The 17,891-nt window shown below is 63.2% G+C and carries 17 protein-coding genes and 1 tRNA gene; 4 read left to right on the top strand and 14 right to left on the bottom strand.

Annotated elements, in window-relative coordinates; all coding sequences use genetic code 11:
• Positions 1-30 precede the first annotated feature (30 nt).
• From ARC39_RS15295 to ARC39_RS15275, 5 genes are all read right to left on the bottom strand, one after another.
• Complete coding sequence (locus ARC39_RS15295) at positions 31-903, bottom strand: polyprenyl synthetase family protein (protein WP_078059292.1); 873 nt, start codon at positions 901-903, stop codon at positions 31-33.
• Positions 900-1,142: an exodeoxyribonuclease VII small subunit gene (locus ARC39_RS15290; protein ID WP_068115710.1), complete on the bottom strand. Its 243-nt coding sequence runs from the start codon at positions 1,140-1,142 to the stop codon at positions 900-902. The genes ARC39_RS15295 and ARC39_RS15290 overlap by 4 nt, the downstream gene beginning before the upstream one ends.
• Positions 1,139-2,074, bottom strand: a complete 936-nt coding sequence (locus ARC39_RS15285) for a histone deacetylase family protein (RefSeq protein ID WP_068115709.1) — start codon at positions 2,072-2,074, stop codon at positions 1,139-1,141. The genes ARC39_RS15290 and ARC39_RS15285 overlap by 4 nt, the downstream gene beginning before the upstream one ends.
• A 67-nt stretch (positions 2,075-2,141) precedes the next feature.
• The gene (locus tag ARC39_RS15280; RefSeq protein WP_068115708.1) at positions 2,142-2,864 is read right to left on the bottom strand and encodes a response regulator; all 723 of its coding nucleotides are present in this window, start codon (positions 2,862-2,864) and stop codon (positions 2,142-2,144) included.
• Positions 2,861-3,373 carry a MarR family winged helix-turn-helix transcriptional regulator gene (locus tag ARC39_RS15275; RefSeq protein ID WP_068115707.1) on the bottom strand — a complete coding sequence of 171 codons (513 nt, stop codon included), beginning with the start codon at positions 3,371-3,373 and terminating at the stop codon, positions 2,861-2,863. Before ARC39_RS15275 ends, ARC39_RS15280 begins: the two co-directional genes overlap by 4 nt.
• A 158-nt stretch (positions 3,374-3,531) precedes the next feature.
• Between ARC39_RS15275 and ARC39_RS15270 the strand changes: the two genes are divergently transcribed.
• Together ARC39_RS15270 and ARC39_RS15265 are read left to right on the top strand one after the other, a co-directional pair.
• Positions 3,532-4,401, top strand: a complete 870-nt coding sequence (locus tag ARC39_RS15270; protein ID WP_068115706.1) for a branched-chain amino acid aminotransferase — start codon at positions 3,532-3,534, stop codon at positions 4,399-4,401.
• Between the two features lie 90 nt (positions 4,402-4,491).
• Positions 4,492-4,965, top strand: a complete 474-nt coding sequence (locus tag ARC39_RS15265; protein WP_068115705.1) for a hypothetical protein — start codon at positions 4,492-4,494, stop codon at positions 4,963-4,965.
• Between the two features lie 70 nt (positions 4,966-5,035).
• Here ARC39_RS15265 and ARC39_RS15260 read toward each other — a convergent pair whose 3' ends face one another.
• The 8 genes from ARC39_RS15260 to ARC39_RS15225 form a co-directional block, all read right to left on the bottom strand.
• Complete coding sequence (locus ARC39_RS15260) at positions 5,036-5,233, bottom strand: hypothetical protein (RefSeq protein ID WP_068115704.1); 198 nt, start codon at positions 5,231-5,233, stop codon at positions 5,036-5,038.
• A gap of 100 nt (positions 5,234-5,333) precedes the next feature.
• Positions 5,334-6,311, bottom strand: a complete 978-nt coding sequence (gene queG, locus ARC39_RS15255) for a tRNA epoxyqueuosine(34) reductase QueG (protein ID WP_236545290.1) — start codon at positions 6,309-6,311, stop codon at positions 5,334-5,336.
• 147 nt (positions 6,312-6,458) lie between these two features.
• Positions 6,459-7,124, bottom strand: coding sequence for an FtsZ-binding protein FzlA (gene fzlA, locus ARC39_RS15250; RefSeq protein ID WP_068115702.1), 666 nt, complete (start codon positions 7,122-7,124; stop codon positions 6,459-6,461).
• 58 nt (positions 7,125-7,182) lie between these two features.
• Complete coding sequence (mtgA, locus tag ARC39_RS15245; RefSeq protein WP_068116041.1) at positions 7,183-7,938, bottom strand: monofunctional biosynthetic peptidoglycan transglycosylase; 756 nt, start codon at positions 7,936-7,938, stop codon at positions 7,183-7,185.
• 196 nt (positions 7,939-8,134) lie between these two features.
• Positions 8,135-12,673, bottom strand: a complete 4,539-nt coding sequence (gltB, locus tag ARC39_RS15240) for a glutamate synthase large subunit (RefSeq protein ID WP_068115701.1) — start codon at positions 12,671-12,673, stop codon at positions 8,135-8,137.
• The gene (locus ARC39_RS15235) at positions 12,670-13,122 is read right to left on the bottom strand and encodes a GFA family protein (protein WP_236545280.1); all 453 of its coding nucleotides are present in this window, start codon (positions 13,120-13,122) and stop codon (positions 12,670-12,672) included. Before ARC39_RS15235 ends, gltB begins: the two co-directional genes overlap by 4 nt.
• Positions 13,119-13,859, bottom strand: coding sequence for a hypothetical protein (locus ARC39_RS15230; RefSeq protein WP_068115699.1), 741 nt, complete (start codon positions 13,857-13,859; stop codon positions 13,119-13,121). Before ARC39_RS15230 ends, ARC39_RS15235 begins: the two co-directional genes overlap by 4 nt.
• Before the next feature lie 52 nt (positions 13,860-13,911).
• The gene (locus ARC39_RS15225; RefSeq protein WP_201455758.1) at positions 13,912-15,348 is read right to left on the bottom strand and encodes an NAD(P)-dependent oxidoreductase; all 1,437 of its coding nucleotides are present in this window, start codon (positions 15,346-15,348) and stop codon (positions 13,912-13,914) included.
• A 217-nt stretch (positions 15,349-15,565) separates the two neighbouring features.
• On the opposite strand from ARC39_RS15225, the gene ARC39_RS15220 reads away from it, so the two are divergent.
• Positions 15,566-16,369 (top strand): undecaprenyl-diphosphate phosphatase, encoded by an 804-nt coding sequence (locus ARC39_RS15220; protein ID WP_068115697.1) that lies wholly within the window; start codon positions 15,566-15,568, stop codon positions 16,367-16,369.
• A 21-nt stretch (positions 16,370-16,390) separates the two neighbouring features.
• Here the strand turns inward: ARC39_RS15220 and ARC39_RS15215 are convergent, their stop codons facing one another.
• Positions 16,391-17,371, bottom strand: a complete 981-nt coding sequence (locus ARC39_RS15215) for a complex I NDUFA9 subunit family protein (RefSeq protein ID WP_068115696.1) — start codon at positions 17,369-17,371, stop codon at positions 16,391-16,393.
• 174 nt (positions 17,372-17,545) lie between these two features.
• Between ARC39_RS15215 and ARC39_RS15210 the strand changes: the two genes are divergently transcribed.
• Positions 17,546-17,632, top strand: a tRNA-Leu gene (locus ARC39_RS15210).
• The last annotated feature ends 259 nt before the right edge of the window (positions 17,633-17,891 follow it).

The raw sequence follows: 17,891 nt of genomic DNA, 5'->3' as shown, positions 1-17,891 counted from the left end.
CTCCCCGGCCGGCTGCCCGGTGGGCCGGAGTTATTTCTCGCGCGCGATAACGAAGCGGGCCGCTTCCCGCAAGGGTTCCGCCGTCGCACCAAAGGGGGATAACGCCGTTTCGGCCTCCTCCACAAGGGCCGCCGCCCGCGCCTTGGCGGCATCAAGCCCAAGCAGGGAGACGAACGTCGCCTTGCCGGCATCGGCATCCTTGCGCAGGCGCTTGCCCGCAGTTTCTGCATCCCCTTCCACGTCCAAGATGTCATCCGCGATCTGGAAGGCAAGGCCAAGCGCGGTGGCGTAGGCGGTTAACGGCGCAGGGTCGGCCCCGGCCAGGCGCGCGCCGGCCTCCGCCGACCAGCGGATCAATGCGCCCGTCTTGTTCGCTTGCAGATCGGTGATTTTGGACAGGGTCAGTGGCATTGCCGCGGTCTCGGCGGCGATATCCTGCGCCTGACCAAGCACCATGCCACGTGCGCCAGCCGCCTCGGCCAGTGAGGCGATGAGTGCCACGCGCCGGGCCGGGTCCGGGCTGCAGGCCGGTCGCGCGAGCAGGTCGAAGGCCAGAGTCTGCAGCGCATCGCCGGCAAGGATTGCCGTCGCATCGTCCCATTTCACATGCACCGTGGGCTGGCCTCGGCGGAGGTCGTCATCATCCATCGCCGGAAGGTCGTCATGTACCAGCGAATAGGCATGCACCGCCTCCACCGCCGCCGCGGCCCAGACAGACTGGCTGGCGGGCAGGCCGAATAGCCGGGCGCTTTCCATCACGAGGAACCCGCGCAGCCCCTTGCCGCCACCGACGGCGTAGCGCATGGCGGCGATAACGGGCGCATCGCAGTAATCCTGCAATTCTTCGGAGAGGCACCCCTGAACATGTGCCGCCGCCGCTTCCAGCGCTGCGTGAAATGTCATTTCGGGTCGAGCGGGGCCGTGCCGGTCGCGTTGCCCGTGGCATCGGTGGTGATCGTGGCGACCTTCTCCTCGGCCGCCTTGAGCTTGGCCTCGCAATGGGCCTTGAGCGCTTCGCCCCGTTCGTAGAGCGAAATGGATTCCTCTAGCGGCACTTCGCCTTTCTCGAGCTGCGTGACCACGCGCTCAAGCTCGGCCATCGCCGCTTCGAAACTCATCTGCTCCACCGGTGCGTCGCTCATCCGTCCCGCTCCATCAATGCCGTCACATGCGCGGCCACGCAGGCCGCCAGCGCTTCCAGATCATAGCCGCCCTCCAGAGTCGAGACCACGCGGCCGCCGCAATGGCGTTCGGCAAGTTCGCACAGGCGCGTCGTCACCCAGGCGAAATCTTCCTCCGTGAAATTGAGCTGTGCCAGCGGGTCATCGGCATGCGCATCGAATCCGGCCGAAATCAGCAGGAGCTCGGGTTGGAAATCCTCCAGCGCGGGCAGGATCTGCCGCTCCATCGCCTGGCGGAAGGCGACGCCGCCGGCTCCGGGAGGCAGCGGGACATTCATGATGTTGTCGTGGGCGCCGGTCTCATGCGGGGCACCCGAGCCAGGATAGAGCGGCATCTGATGGGTCGAGGCAAAGAGCACCCGGGGCTCGTCCCAGAGAATATCCTGCGTGCCATTTCCATGGTGCACGTCGAAATCCACAACCGCGACACGCGTCAGCCCGTGATGATCGAGCGCGCGCTTCGCCGCGACCGCGACGCTGTTGAAGAGGCAGAAACCCATCGCGTGGGACCGTTCTGCGTGGTGACCCGGCGGACGAATAGCGCAGAAAGCGCGATGCGCATCGCCCGAAAGCACAGCATCCACGGCCGCCACATTCGCCCCGACCGCGCGCAAGGCCGCGGCAAGCGAGCCCGGGACCATGTGGGTATCGGCGTCAAGCGCCACGCCGCCCGAGGATGGAGCGGTCGCCTCGATCGCGGCCACGTAGCTTTCACTGTGGGCGCGCAGCAACTCGCTTCGCTCCGCCAATGGCGCGTCTCGCCTGTCGAGGGTGGCGAATGCCGGCGCCGCCAGCGCCGCGGCCACCGCCTCCAGCCGCGCCACCCGCTCCGGATGTCCCGCCGGGGTCACGTGGCCGAGGCAATCGGGGTGCGAATATAGCGCAGTCGTCATGGGCGGGCGCCCTCCCTTCGTGTTGCAACATGCTCGTCGACGGCATGGCTGCCGCCGATGTCTTTCTTCAGTCCGGTGCCAGCATGTAGCCGGCCCCGCGCACCGTTTGCAGGTAGCGCGGCTGTCGCGGATCGCTTTCTATCTTGCGCCGCAGTCGCGTGATCTGCACGTCCACGGCGCGCTCCTGTGCCTGTCCACCGTCGCGGCCAAGTTCTTCCACAAGCTGTGTGCGGCTCAGCGGAACGCCGGGATTGGCGGAAAAGATCCGCATCAGCTGAACCTCGGTTGCCGTGAGCCGCACCAGATCCTCGCCGCGCCAGAGTTCCGCTTTCTCGATATCATACCGCGCCGGGCCGAGGGTCAGAACCTTGGGGCCGGCATCCGCGGCGGTTTCGTTCGGAATGCGCCGCAATATCGCGTTAATCCGCAGCAGGAGTTCTTTCGGTTCGAATGGCTTGGCGAGGTAGTCGTCAGCACCGGCCTCAAGGCCCGCGATCCGGTCTTCGGTCTCTCCGCGCGCGGTTAGCAGCAGGATCGGTGTTGCCAGCTCCGTCCGAAGCGCCGCCGTCAGGCTCACGCCGTCTTCTCCCGGCATCATTACATCGAGCACGATCAGGTCGAATTCCAGCCCCGAGAGCAATCGCCTTGCCTGCGCGGCATCCCGTGCGGCGCTTACGAGAAAACCGTGCCGGATCAGGAATTTCTGCAACAGTTCGCGTATGCGGGCATCGTCGTCGACAATCAGCAGGTGAGCTTCGACATCGGCACCCCCCGCAGGGAACTCGTTCATTGACCGTTCTCCGCCAGCCGTTGATACCGACGACGCATCTCCGGATCCATCATTGCTTCCAGCACCGTTCGGAAGCCTGCGACGGCGCCTGGACCGGCCGATCGAAACGCATCCCGCATCCGGGCCTGCTGCACATCGCTCAATTCTCTTTCGAGTACCTGGCCCGCTTCGGTCAGATAGAGGTGCCGTTCGCGCTTGTCGCGCGTACCTACGCGACTCTCCACCAATCCGTCCTCGATCAGCGTGCGCAGAACGCGGTTGAGCGACTGCTTCGTGACACCAAGGATCTCCAGCAGGTTGTTCACCGTCGTGCCGTGGGAGCGATGTATGAAGTGGATCGCGCGGTGATGTGCGCGGCCATACCCGCGCTCGACCAGAATCCGGTCGGGGTCGGAAGTGAACCCCTTGTAGGCAAAGAACATTGCCTCGATTCCCTTCCGCAATTGCTCGTCCGTGAGATACAGCAGCGTTTCGCCGCGCTTTGTGTCCCCGCTCGGCCTGTCCGTCATATCGGAATCCGTCTGACTTCGTTGCTTCACATTTTATGTCAGCGTTGTTGACATTGCCAGAGGCAAATGCTAGCTCCGGTCAGAATTTGCGCAATAATACGACCGAAACGGACATAAATTGCGCAACTTTTGAAAACTACTGGCCGAGGAGAGAAGAAATGGCTGGCGCGTATGACGATCGTGACGGGTTCATCTGGATGGATGGGCAACTCGTGCCCTGGCGCGAGGCCAACGTGCACGTACTCTCGCATGCGCTGCACTACGCCTCGTCAGTCTTCGAGGGCGAGCGGTGCTACAACGGAAAGATCTTCAAGGGGGTCGAGCATTCCGAACGGCTTCTCCGGTCGGGCAAGCTGATCGACATGGAGATCCCGTGGACAGTCGAGCAGATCGAGAAGGCAAAGTACGACATGCTGGCCGCCAACGGCTGGACGGATGCCTATGTGCGCGTGGTCGCCTTCCGTGGCGCCGGCGAAGACATGGGTGTCAGTTCTTCGCGAAACCCGGTGCGGATGGCGGTCACCGGATGGGAATGGGGCGCCTACTACGGCGACGCCAAGACCAGCGGCGCGAAGCTCGACATCTCGAAGTGGAAGCGCCCGAGCCCGGAAACCATCCCCACGGCGGCCAAGGCCGCGGGGCTCTACATGATCTGCACAATGTCGAAGCACACGGCCGAGGCGAAGGGGTGTTCGGACGCGATGTTCATGGATTTTCGCGGCTACGTGGCCGAAGCGACGGGCGCCAACATCTTCTTCGTGAAGGACGGAGAGGTGCACACGCCCGATCCCGATTGCATCCTGGACGGTATCACCCGACGAACGGTCATCGAGATGCTGAAGGAGCGCGGGATCACCGTGCACGAGCGATATATCCTCCCGGAGGAACTGGAGGGGTTCCAGCAGTGCTGGCTGACCGGCACCGCAGCCGAAGTGACCCCGGTCGGGCAGATCGGCGATTATTCCTTCGAGGTCGGTGCGCTGACGCGTGATATCGCCGAGGCCTACGAGGTGCTCGTGCGTACCTGACCGTCGCACGAGCGAAAAAAATATGTCGCGGGGCGGTTCGCTCCGCGGCTGTTAACCGGGCATTGAGACGACCGGGCGCAGACTGCGCGCATGAGTTCACCCGACCGCCAATCGCCGCCTCAGCGCCAGATTTCCCTCCTGGTCGCTTTGATCGTCGCGATTGCAACACCTGCAACGCTTGCGTTGAGCTATTATCGGATCACCGGCGACCCGACTTTTCAACCACTCGCGCTGACGGTTGAGCGCCTTATTGTCGGCGGCGTGGACGTCAACCACAAGGCCGTCCGCGCCATCGTGGTTGGCAACGACACCGCCAGGGGGCTGAAACAGGCGGAACGCTTCGGAAAGAGGATTCACGCCGCCTTCTACGGCAAGGGCGTCGACGCGCTGGTAGGCTACCGCACCAACGACTCAAGCGACTATCCAACGGTCACGTTCGTCGTCGATGGCAGTACATTCGGACCATATGGAGAGGCCTCGGCGGCGCAAGGCATCCGCACCGCGGTCGAGGCGTTGCACCTCTCCCGAAACAACTCCGAAGCGGGCCGGGAGCACCGCTGGTAGACGTCAGGCCTCGCCCTCTTGACAAGAGAGCGACGCGTGACCGTGTCTCACCTGCTCAGCGGAAACCGCGTCAGGCCTTGTATCCGCGGTCGATCCGAAGAAAGGCCATGTAGCGCAGTGCGGGATTGTGCGGACCCTTGGAACGACGGGCGAGTGCGACCGAAGCCGGATGAGACCCGTCGGCACCCAGACGGCGCCGCACTCCCTCGAACGCGGGAAGGCGGCGCGATTCGCGGCTGCGGGCCCGGTCAAGGATGTGTTTGGACATGGTTTCCTCCCATTCTGACGTCGCTCAAACCCATGTGGGAAGCCAAATGTAGCAGAAGAAGCCCCCCGGACAAAATGACGTGGAACAAATTCTGTTTTCTTTACGTTCGCGACAATCGTGCAACGGCCCATCGTGCGGCATCCGCCACAGTCGCGTCCGCGTCGGCGCATCGCGCCCGAGCAGCATCCGTAAGGGCCGGGTTGCCGGAATTGCCGATTGCGTAGAGGACGTTTCGCACAAACCTGTCGCGCCCGATCCGCTTGATCGGTGACCCCGAGAACCGCGCCCTGAAATCGGCATCGTCCAGCGCTGCCAAATCCGCCAGCGGCGGCGCCATCAGATCCGGGCGTGCCGCGTAGCGTATGTCGCTGGCCACGACAGCGAACTTGTTCCAGGGGCATGCAGCGAGGCAGTCGTCGCAACCATAGATCCGGTTGCCCATCCGTGCCCGCAAGTCTTCGGCAACCGGTCCACGGTGCTCAATCGTCAGGTAGGAAATGCAGCGCCGCGCGTCCATCCGGTAGGGGCCGAGGAAGGCATCGGTCGGGCAGGCGTCCAGGCAGGCCCGGCAGGAGCCGCAGCGGTCGGCCTCGGGTACATCAGCCGGTAATTCCAGCGTGGTGAAGATTGCCCCGAGGAATACCCAGTTGCCCAGATCCCGCCCGACGAGGTTTGTGTGTTTTCCCTGCCAGCCGAGCCCGGCGGCCTGCGCCAGCGGTTTCTCCGCCACGGGGGCGGTGTCGACAAAGACCTTTACCTCGCCGCCGGCCTCGGCGATCAACCAGCGGGCCAGCCGCTTCAGCCGTTTCTTCACCAGGTCGTGATAATCCTTGCCGCGCGCATAGACCGAGATGTTGCCGATCTCCGGTCGTTCCAGGTCCCTGCGCGGGTCATGATCGGGTCGGTAGCTCTCGGCCAGCATCACGATGGAACGTGCCTCTGGCCAGAGCGCCGCCGGATCGCTCCGCCAGCCCATGCGTTCGGCAAGCCAGTGCATCTGCCCATGCAAGCCCTGCTCGACGAAGGCCTTCAGATCGGCGGGCACATGCCCAATCGCATCGGGCCGGCACACCCCCATCGCCGAGAACCCCTCCGCCCGCGCCTGTGCTTCCAGCCGTGCCCTTACCCGCTCCACGGGCGTTCTTCTGTCGGAAAATATCCGCGGGGGGAGTCCGGGGCGTCGCCCCGGACGGGGGGCAAAGGGCCCCCCGCGACGCCGGCCGCTTCAGAAATCCAGATCGGCATATTGCACCGATGGCGGGAAGCCCGGCACCTGGTCCGCGAGCAGGTTGCGAAACGCCGGCCGGGACTTGATCTTGGCGTACCAGTCCTTGACATTGGCGCTGCGGTTCCAATCCACATCGCTGATGTAGTCCAGGGCGGAGATATGGGCCGCGGCTGCGAAATCCGCCAGCGTCATCGTATCGCCCGCGAGCCAGCGCCGCTGATCCAACAGCCAGGACATGTAGTCGAGGTGGTACTTGATCGCCTTGGAGCCGGCCTTCACGTTCCGGCTTTCCGGGTAGCCCTGCTTCGTGATCTTCTTGTTCACGCGCTCGTAGAGCAGGTTGGCCGTCACCTCGTGGTGGAACTTGTCGTCGAACCAGGCGCACAGCCGGCGTACCTCGTAGCGGCTTTCCGGCTTTCGCGGCATGAGCGCCGGTTCGGGGGCGACCTCTTCGAGGTATTCGCAGATCGCCTGGCTTTCCGACATCGTGCGCCCGCCCATGCGCAGTACCGGCACCTTGCCGGCCGGATTGCGGCGCAAAAACTCGGCATCCTGCTCCCAATACCGTTCCTCCACCAGTTCGACCTCGATCTTCTTTTCGGCGAGCACGAGGCGCACCTTGCGGCAGAATGGGGAGAGAGGAACGTGGTAGAGGCGGTTCATCTGCTTTCGTATCTCACGCGGCGGGAATGCCCTTTATTGGCTTGGGAGGCGCACATTTTCAATCCTCGAAACACGCTGCGCGCCCGTCGGCGTGGATCGTTGCGGCCCCGTCGCGGATCGCCAATGCGCGTTGTCGCAGCCACGACGTCGGATTGGCTGCGTCGCGTCCCTTCGGGTTGGGAAGGACCGCGGCGATGCGTGCGGCCTGCGTCGCAGTGAGGTCTCTCGGGCTGGTGTTGAAATATCGATGTGCGGCCGCCTCGATGCCGAAAACGCCGGTGTCCATCTCGGCAACGTTCAGATAGACCTCAAGGATCCGCTTCTTCGGCCAAACGATTTCCACCACTGGCGTGATTGCGGCCTCAAGTGCCTTTCGGACCCAGCTCCGTCCTTGCCAGAGGAACACGTTCTTCACGGTCTGCTGCGTGAGTGTCGAGGCGCCGCGCTGTGCGCCATCGTCCAGGGCATCGCGGATCGCGGCCATGTCGAACCCCCAATGCAGGCAGAAGTTGGCATCTTCTGCCGCCACGATCGAGCGCGGCGCGTAGGGAGAGACATCTTCGATCTCTACCCACTGACGATCCACTTCACCGAGCCGTCGCTTCTCGGACCAGATCGTATGCGTGGTGGGCGGATCGACGAAGCGGTAAAGGATGACCAATGCCAGAAGAAGCAACGGCGGGACGAGGGCCAGCCTCCAGAACCAGCGCCACGTGAATAGCACGGCACGCACGGGCAGGATCTCGCGCCTTGCCTGTGTTTTTTTCGCCCTGCCCTTGGCCGGCGTCTTCTTTTTCTTGGTCGTCCTGGCCACGGCAAAGTCATGCCGGGGAGAGCCCACAGCGTCAAGCGGCCATGGACGCTGAATGCGCCGGTCAATGGAATAGCGGAGTGGCAGTGCGATACAGGCAACATGCGGCGTGCTGGACGGAAACACATCATGAAAAAAGAGGGGGCAGGCTCTGTGAGCCTGCCCCCGCGGTCGTCGCATATTTACCGCGAGCCGAGGTTTACTCGGCCGGAATGGCACCTTCCTCGGTGGTCAGCGGATGGGGGATATGCACCAGCATTTCCTTCGGACATGCCTGAACGAAATTGCCCAGTTCCAGATCCCAGTGCTGGAGGATATCCGCGGCCTTAACCGATTCCGTTTCGGCGAGGTGGCGTTCGATCAATCCGCGCAGCTCCGCTTCCCAATGGGGGTGAGTCACCGGGCAGGTCACCAGTGTTTCGAGGTTCATCAGCTCGCGCGAGCGTCCGTCCGGGTCGTAGAGATAGGCCATGCCGCCCGTCATCCCGGCCCCGAAATTGGCCCCGATCGTGCCGAGGATCACCGCGACGCCGCCGGTCATGTATTCGCACCCGTTGGAGCCACAGCCCTCGATCACCACCTTCGCTCCGGAATTGCGCACCGCGAAACGCTCGCCCGCGCGGCCCGCGGCAAAGAGATACCCGTCGGTCGCGCCATAGAGAACGGTATTGCCGATGATCGTGTTGGCATCCGCCTTGAGCGGCGAATTCATCGGCGGACGCACCACGATGGTGGCGCCCGAGAGCCCCTTGCCCACGTAATCGTTGGCGTCGCCCGCAACCTCCAGTTTCAGCCCCGGTGCGCCAAACGCCCCGAGCGACTGGCCGGCCGAGCCCGTGAGCTTCACCGTCAGGTGGTTCGGCTGCAACGCATTGCGCATGCCGAACCGCTGCACGATGTGGCTCGACGTGCGGGTGCCGATGGTCCGCAGCGTGTTCTGCACCGCGTAGGAGAGCTGCATCTTCTCCCCGTCCTTCAGGAACCGGTTGGCATCCTTCACGATCTGCGCGTCCAGCGTGTCGGGCACCTCGTTGCGCGGCTTCCCGGTGTCGTACACGATCTCATGTGCCCCATCGACCGTGATCAGAAGCGGGTTCAGGTCCAGATCGTCCAGATAGGCGTTGCCGCGGCTGACCTGCGCCAGCAAGTCGGTGCGCCCGATCACCTGGTCGAGGCTCTTGGCGCCCAACTCGGCCAGGATTTCCCGCACCTCCTGGGCATAGAAAGTGATCAGGTTCACCACCTTGTCTGCCGTGCCGGTATACTTGGCCCGCAGCCGCTCGTCCTGCGTGCAGACGCCCACCGGGCAGGTGTTGGACTGGCACTGCCGCACCATGATGCAGCCCATGGCGATAAGCGCGGCGGTGCCGATGCCGTATTCCTCGGCGCCAAGCATCGCGGCGATGACGATGTCGCGCCCGGTGCGCAAGCCACCGTCCGTCCTCAGCGTCACCCGGCCGCGCAGCTTGTTCATCGCAAGCACCTGATGCGCCTCGGTCAGGCCCATCTCCCACGGGAGGCCAGCGTATTTGATCGATGTCGCAGGGCTTGCGCCGGTGCCGCCGTTGTGCCCCGAGATCAGGATCACATCGGCCTCGGCCTTGGCCACACCGGCCGCGATCGTGCCGACACCGGAGGCCGCCACCAACTTCACCGTTACCTTCACCTTCGGGTTGATCTGCTTCAGGTCGTAGATCAGCTGAGCGAGGTCTTCGATCGAGTAGATATCGTGGTGTGGCGGCGGCGAGATCAGCGTCACGCCCTTGGTCGAGTGGCGCAGACGCGCGATCAGGTCCGTGACCTTGAGGCCCGGCAACTGGCCGCCCTCGCCGGGCTTGGCGCCCTGGGCCACCTTGATTTCCAGTTCCTCGCAGTGGTTCAGGTATTCGGCGGTCACGCCGAACCGGCCGGAGGCCACCTGCTTGATCTTGGCAGAGGGGTTGTCGCCGTTGGGCTCCGGCACGAAATGCGCCGGATCCTCGCCACCCTCGCCGGAGTCGGATTTGGCACCGATCCGGTTCATGGCAACGTTCAGGGTTTTGTGTGCCTCGGGGCTGAGTGCGCCGAGTGACATGCCGGGCGTGACGAACCGCTTGCGGATCGAGGTGATGCTTTCCACTTCCTCGATCGGTACCGGCCGACCGAGTGGCTTGAAATCCATCAGGTCGCGCAGGTGGATCGGCGGGTTCGATTGCATCTTCTTGGAAAACTGCTTCCACAGTTCGAAGGAACCCGTATTGCAAGCGGTTTGCAGCATATGCATCGTCTGCGCACCCCAGGCATGGGTCTCGCCCGACTTGCGCGCTTTGTAGAATCCGCCGATGGGCAGGATGTCGGTGCCGCCAAGCCACCCTTTTGCATGGATCTTTTCGATCTTGCGCTGGATCCCGGCAACACCGATCCCGGAGATACGGGAGACCATGCCGGGAAAATACTCCGCCACGAGCGCGCGGGACAGCCCCACGGCTTCGAAGTTCAATCCGCCGCGATACGAAGAAATGACCGAGATACCCATCTTGGACATGATCTTCAGCAGGCCCGCGTCGACCGCGGCCCGATACCTGGCAATCGCTTCGTTGAGGGTGCAATCCAGCAGACCGCGCTCGATCCGGTCGGCAAGGCTATCCTCGGCCAGATAGGCGTTTACCGTGGTCGCGCCACAGCCGATGAGCACCGCGAAGTAGTGCGGATCGATGCATTCCGCGGAACGCACGTTGAGCGAGCAGAAGGTCCGCAGCCCCTCACGCGTCAGCCAGGAATGGACCGCGCTGGTGGCCAGGATCATTGGCATCGGCACTTTGTCGGCCGACTGGTACTGGTCAGTCAGAACGATGTGCCCCGCGCCGGAGCGTACCGCCTCTTCGGCATCCTCCCGGATGCGCCGCAGCGCCTCGCCAAGCGCGTTGTGGTGGCCGTCCGCCGGGAAGGTGCAGTCGATCTCCACCATCGGCGACTTGAACTCGCTCACGAGTTTGTCGAACTGCGTATTGCCGACGAAGGGGCTGTCCAGAATGATGATCTCGGTCTGGCTGCTGTCCTCGTCGAGCACGTTCTTGAGGTTGCCGAACCGCGTCTTCAGGCTCATCACCCGGTACTCGCGAAGCGAGTCGATCGGCGGGTTCGTCACCTGGCTGAAGTTCTGCCGGAAGTAGTGGCTGAGCGGGCGGTATTTTTCGGAGAGCACCGCGGCCGGCGTGTCATCGCCCATAGAGGCAATGGCTTCCTTGCCGTCTTCGGCCATCGGGACGAGAATCTGTTCGAGTTCCTCCACCGAGAAGCCAGACGCAATCTGCCGCTTGCGGAGCTCCGAGCCAGTGAACATCGGCTTTTCGGCCTGGCCTTCGAGAACCTCGTCCAGTTCGTTGATCTTGCCAACCCAATCACCGAAGGGCTGAGAGGCGGCAAGGCGGTCCTTTATCTCGGTATCGTGGTACAGGACGCCCTCGGACATATCGACGGCAATCAGTTGCCCCGGCCCAAGCGCACCCTTTTCGACAACCGTGGTCTCGTTGGTCGGCACCATGCCCACCTCCGAACCGGCAATCAGCAGGCCCTCGCCGGTCACCACATAGCGCATCGGCCGGAGCCCGTTGCGGTCCAACCCGCCGCAAACCCAGCGACCGTCGGTCATTGCGAGCGCCGCTGGGCCGTCCCACGGCTCCATCACCGAGTTGACGTAGGAGTACATGTCACGCCAAGGTTCGGGTAGTTCCACCGCCTGCTTGGACCAGCTTTCCGGCACCAGCATCGTCTTTGCCATCGGCGCGGAGCGGCCGGCGCGCACCAGCATCTCGAAGACCGAGTCAAGCGCGGCGGAGTCGCTCGAACCTTGTGCGATGATCGGCTTGATGTCCTCCGCGAGTGCGCCGAACGTGGAGGAGGCGAGCCGGATCTCGTGACTCTTCATCCAGTTGACGTTGCCCTTCAGCGTGTTGATCTCGCCGTTATGCGCCAGCATCCGGAAAGGTTGCGCCAGCCACCATTGCGGGAAGGTGTTGGTCGAATACCTCTGGTGATAGATCGCAAACGCGCTTTCGAACCGCTCGTCCAGGAGGTCGGGATAAAACTCGGCCACGTCCTGCGCGAGCATCATGCCCTTGTAGATCACCGACCGGCAGCTGAGTGAGCAGATGTAGAAATCCGGCACACGGGCAGCGGCGGCGGCCTTCTCGATCCGGCGACGGATCACGTAGAGCTCGCGCTCGAAGGTCTCCTCGTCCACGCCCTTGGCATTGGAGATGATGATCTGCTCAATCTCCGGCCGGGTCGCATTGGCCTTCTCGCCGAGACAATCGATGTTCACCGGCACGTGGCGCCAGCCGTAGATGTAGTAGCCCATCCGAAGCACTTCGCTCTCGACGATGGTCCGGCAGGTTTCCTGCGCGCCGAAATCGATGCGCGGCAGGAAGACCTGGCCAACCGCGATCAGCTTCTCCACATCCGGTTCATGGCCGGTGCGGCGGATCTGGTCGTAGAAGAAGGGTACCGGGATCTGCACGTGAATGCCTGCGCCGTCCCCGGTCTTGCCGTCGGCATCCACCGCGCCACGGTGCCAGATTGCCTTGAGCGCCGTAATGCCGGATTCGACAACGCTGCGGCTCTTCTTTCCGTCGATGGCGACCACGAGTCCGACGCCGCAGGAAGAATGCTCGTCCTCCGCGCGGTACATGCCGTTCTCGGCCATCCAGTCGCGCTTCGCCGTTTCGGCGGCTACCCAGTGCTCGTCATACTTGGTCATTGGGTCTCTCCTTGGCTCGCGGAGGCGAGACTCGCCTCGAATTGCTGTTTGGTCTGCCGCAGGTGGTCCCCGGCGAAGGCATATCCGGCCGGTTTGCGGTCGATGTAGATTTCCTTGGTCAGCGGGAAGTTCCCCGCATCCGGGAACAATCCTGCGGATACCGCGAAGTGCTCCCGGCCCGGGATCGTAAGCTTGTACCAGAGGGTGGTGCCGCAGGCGTCGCACCATGCGCGTTCCGCCCAATCGGACGAGGTGAACCGCTTGATCGGGCCACTCGCCTCGAAGTCCTTCGGCGCCACATCGATCTCGACGAGCGCGACACCGGTCCACGTGCGGCACATCTCGCAATGGCAGGCGTGCAGTTCGGGCCGTGTCGGGCGCACCCGTACGGATACGGCGCCGCATAGACACGCGCCGGACAATTGCGCATGGGTTCCGTTTGCGCTCATTCGGCCTGCCCCCTGTGTGCCGGCAAAACGTACCGTATCTCTTCTGTCGCCTCGCAGTCGAACTGCGGGGTCATCGCATCGAAACCCGGCTCGCCCGGGCGGATGAAACGGACCGGGCTGAAATCGTTGTCGCGTTCCTCGACGCCCTGACGGAACGTGTCCGGGCCAAGAAAGAACAGGCGCTCCTCGGGCAGCACGTACTGGTTGCCCGATACCGTGTAGACCTCTTCGCCGGAGACGGCATCGAGCGCGGTCGCCGTGAACTCGGTCTCCAGCAGTGTCACGCCGTCGATGACGACCTCGCGCCCGGTCAGCCGGTCTGTGCCCTGGTGGACAATGTCGCGTTCCCCGTCCGGCCCGTTCTCGTGAATGACGAAGGCGTAGCTGTCGGTGCCCGTCTCAAGCAGGGTGCTGAGCGACGCCGGGTCGGGCCCTTCGTCGACAAGGTGTTCACGACTCCCATCACCGAAGTACCGGCTGTCGAGCCACTGGAACTCCCGGTTGTAGACCGAGACGGAGAAAGGGCCCTCGAAATCGTAGTGCACTTCCCATGTGTTCTGGTCGGGGTCGGCCTCACAGCGCCAGTAGTGTGAGACACCGCACCCCTTCATTTGGACCGTCAGAAACCCCTCGCAGCCCTCTGGCACCTGAACGCGCGTGCCGGCATTGGCCGACCCGCTCACCGCAGCGCATGCGGTGAGGACGGCGACGATCCATTTCCCTACGTCAGGTCTCATTACAGTTCCATTTCGGTTCACGTCGTTCACGGCAGGCAGCAGGGCCTACCGTTTATTCGGCTGCGACCACTGAGCTTGCAGCCTCGAAACGCCCGAGGATCGCGTCGGCCGCCTCGCGTCCGTCGCGGATCGCCCAGACCACGAGGCTGGCGCCCCGCACGATGTCACCCACCGCGAAGACACCCGGCATCGCCGTTTCGTGACTGCGGAAATCGGCCTTGATGGTGCCCCAGCGGGTCACTTCCAACGCCTCTTCTCCCCAGAGCGATGGCAAATCCTCCGGCTCGAAGCCAAGCGCCTTGATGACAAGGTCGGCCTCCTCGACATAGTCGGCGCCCTCGATCACCTCCGGACGCTGGCGGCCGGTGGCATCGGGCGCTCCGAGACGCATCCGCTGCACCATCACACCGGAAACGGGATCGCCGGTGAAGCCTTTGGGTGCGGTCAGCCACTCGAAGACAACACCTTCTTCCTCGGCGTTCTGTACCTCGCGCTGCGAACCGGGCATGTTTGCCCGGTCGCGGCGATAGAGGCATTTCACGCTTTCCGCGCCCTGCCGGATCGCCGTGCGAACACAATCCATCGCGGTGTCGCCACCGCCAATGACGACAACCTTGCGGCCTTCCGCGTTCAGTTCACCGTTGTCGTATTCCGGCACCGTATCGCCGAAGTTCTTGCGATTGGAGGCGGTCAGATAGTCGATGGCCCGCACGATGCCCTTCGCGCCGGAGCCCGGTCCCTGAAGGTCGCGGCTCTTGTAGACGCCGGTCGCAATCAGCACTGCATCGTGCTTTTCCCGGATCTCGGCAAAGGCGATGTCTTCACCGACGTTGCAATTGAGCACGAACTTCACGCCGCCGTCCTCGAGCTGCTTGTTGCGGCGCAGGACGATGTCCTTCTCCAGCTTGAAGCCGGGAATCCCGTAGGTCAGAAGCCCGCCGGCCCGGTCATAGCGGTCGTAGACCGTCACCTGCACACCGGCGCGGCGTAGCCGGTCAGCGGCGGCAAGCCCGCCCGGGCCGGCGCCGATGATCGCAACGCTCTCGCTGCGCTCCACGGCCGGCCGGATCGGTTTCACCCACCCCTTTTCCCAGGCCGTGTCGGTAATGTACTTCTCAACCGCACCGATGGTCACCGTGCCATGGCCCGATTGCTCGATCACGCAATTGCCTTCGCACAGCCTGTCCTGCGGGCAGATGCGGCCGCAGATCTCCGGGAAGGTATTGGTGAGCTGGCTGGTCTCGTAGGCCTCCTGCAGGCGGCCCTCGGTGGTCAGGCGCAACCAGTCGGGAATATTGTTGTGCAGCGGGCAATGCGACTGGCAATAGGGGACACCGCACTGGCTGCAGCGGCTGGCCTGCTCGGTCGCCTTTGTGTCGGCGAACTCGCCATAGATCTCCTTGAAATCATGCGCACGCGAGTCGGCCGCCCGCTTTTCGGGCATCTGCTTGTCCACGGACACGAATTGGAGCATTCGCTGTTTGGCCACTGGCTTGCCTCCATTGATCAGTCGGGGTTGATTACATGCCCTGAGCCGGGAAATAAAGTCAAAATCAGTGACCTAAATATAGGAAAATTCCCTTGACCCGTCACTAGAAAACGGAAAATGGACCCATTTTGGGTCAGTTACACTTACATAATTCTGGGCTTTCCATTGAGAATCATCTGGTTACGATGCGCGCAACATTCGATGAGGCCGGTTCCCGATGACTCTCTTTCACATACTTCTTGTCGCGATAATCCAGGGCGTTACCGAGTTTCTGCCCATCTCCTCCTCCGGGCACCTGATTCTGCTGCCTAACCTCACCGGTATGGAGGACCAGGGCCAGGCCATCGATGTCGCCGTGCATGTGGGTACTCTGTTTGCCGTGGTACTCTATTTCTGGCGTGACGTGAAGGTGGCCCTGGGCGGTCTCCCGCGCTTGGTTCGCGGCCGCGTCGACACCCCGGGTGCGCGTCTGGCGCTCCTGCTGCTGGTCGCCACGGTACCTGTCATCGTCGCCGGGCTGATCCTGAACGTCACCGGGCTTGACGACAGCTTGCGTGGAATTGCGGTTATCGGATGGACGATGCTTCTCTTCGGTATCTTGCTCTACTGGGCAGATCAGCGTGGCGCAGAGGCGCTCGATGCGCCCGACTGGAACATGAAACACGCCTGGATCATGGGTCTTTGGCAAGCCGTGGCACTGATCCCGGGCACGTCCCGCTCAGGCATTACGATCACCGGGGCGCGCATGCTCGGCTATGGCCGGCACGGCGCGGCGAAACTGGCGATGCTCATGTCAATCCCCACGATCCTGGCCTCCGGAACGCTGCTGGGGCTTGAAATGGCGATGGACGGGAACCTTGGGCAGATACGCGACGCCGGGCTCGCCGCCGCTTTCGCATTCGCATCGGCGCTATTGGCGCTGACCCTTATGATGCGGCTGCTGCGCAGCGTCAGCTTCACGCCCTACGTCGTCTATCGGATCGTGCTCGGCAGCGTCCTGCTGGCCATTGCGTATCTCTGAAACAACGCCTGAACGGACATTTCAGACCCGGAGGTTCTTAGCCGATTCCGTCAGGACCTCGTACTGCCCGCTTGGACGGAACCGCCAGAGGTACTCCGGCAGCACCGCCTCCATCGAAACAGGGGTGATACCGAGCTCGGCGAACCCTTTTGCCCCCGCGCTCACCACGTTATCCACCGCGAGATTCCGGACCTGATCCACGGTCAGCGGTGCCTCGACCAGCCCGAAGCTGACCTTTTCGACAAGACCGAATGTGCGCGCCATCAGCTTTGCCTGGCCGAACGGCATGTTGAAGATGAGCTTCCGCCTGCGGATCGTCCGCAGCATCATCTGCATGAGTTCTCGGAAGCTGTCGACATCCGGCCCGCCGAGTTCGTAAATCCCCGGATCGGCCTTTCCGGTTGCTCCCAGGACCGCCGCCCTGGCCACATCGTCGACATAGACCGGCTGGAACTTGGTTTCGGCGCCGACGATGGAAAGGACCGGGCCAAGGCGCGACATGGATGCGAAACGGTTAAAAAACTCGTCCTCCGGCCCGAAAATGATCGATGGGCGAAGGATTATGGCCGATGGCATATGCCGTAGGACGGCCGCCTCACCTTCGGCCTTGGTGCGGGCATAGTCGCTGGCCGCCGACGCGTCAGCTCCGATGGCGGAGAACTGCACCAGATGCGCGACACCCTCGGCCGCGGCAAGCCGCGCGATCCGTTCGGCACCCTCTGTCTGCAGCGCCTCGAAGGTGTTCTTTCCATGCTCGGCGAGAATACCGACGCAGTTGATGACGGCATCGGCGCCGTGCATCGCGGCCTTTACCGAGCCTTCCTGGCGAATGTTGCAGGGCACCGGCTCGACCTGACCGACCTCGCCGTAGGTCCGCACGAACAGGCATTCGTCGGGCTCCCGTGTCGCGACCCGAACCCGCCAGCCTTCCTTGGCCATCCGGCGGGCAATGTAGCGCCCGACGAACCCAGATCCGCCGTAGATCGTGACGAGTTTGGACATGAAAGAGCCCTCCGTTCGATGCCTGAATTTGGAGATAGCGCCGGAGGGGTAGCGGAACAAGCAGCGATTGCGTCGCGGGCAATGCCAGAGGTCTAGACACAGCGTCGGCAGATTCGCAGAATTCGCCGTTGACACCCCCTGGCACCGGATATAATCACCGCGCTCACGACACCTGCCCAGGTGGCGGAATTGGTAGACGCGCTAGCTTCAGGTGCTAGTGTCCGTATGGACGTGGAGGTTCGAGTCCTCTCCTGGGCACCAGAAAAGTAGTAAAATTCCTTTCATATTAAGCAGTTAGGATGTGACGTGTTGGATTAATCCACTCGTCTGTCCACCTTGGTGCGCGTGATACCTATCGTTTCGATGGTCCTTGTTCCCGGGCAAGGTAGTGAAAGGTAATGAATGGTGTCGCTTGCCGCACCGCCTTTGCTCCTACCCCAGTGCCGTGCAAATCGAGAGTACCGCTAAACGCAGCGTTTGATCGGGCGATGCTATGCGGCGCGTCTCCGTCGGCGTTCGC

This window comes from Tropicimonas marinistellae (assembly GCF_001509585.1).
GTDB lineage: Bacteria > Pseudomonadota > Alphaproteobacteria > Rhodobacterales > Rhodobacteraceae > Tropicimonas > Tropicimonas marinistellae.
The sequence above is the reverse complement of the archived record's forward strand: the minus strand, read 5'-3'. Positions and strand labels throughout refer to the sequence as shown.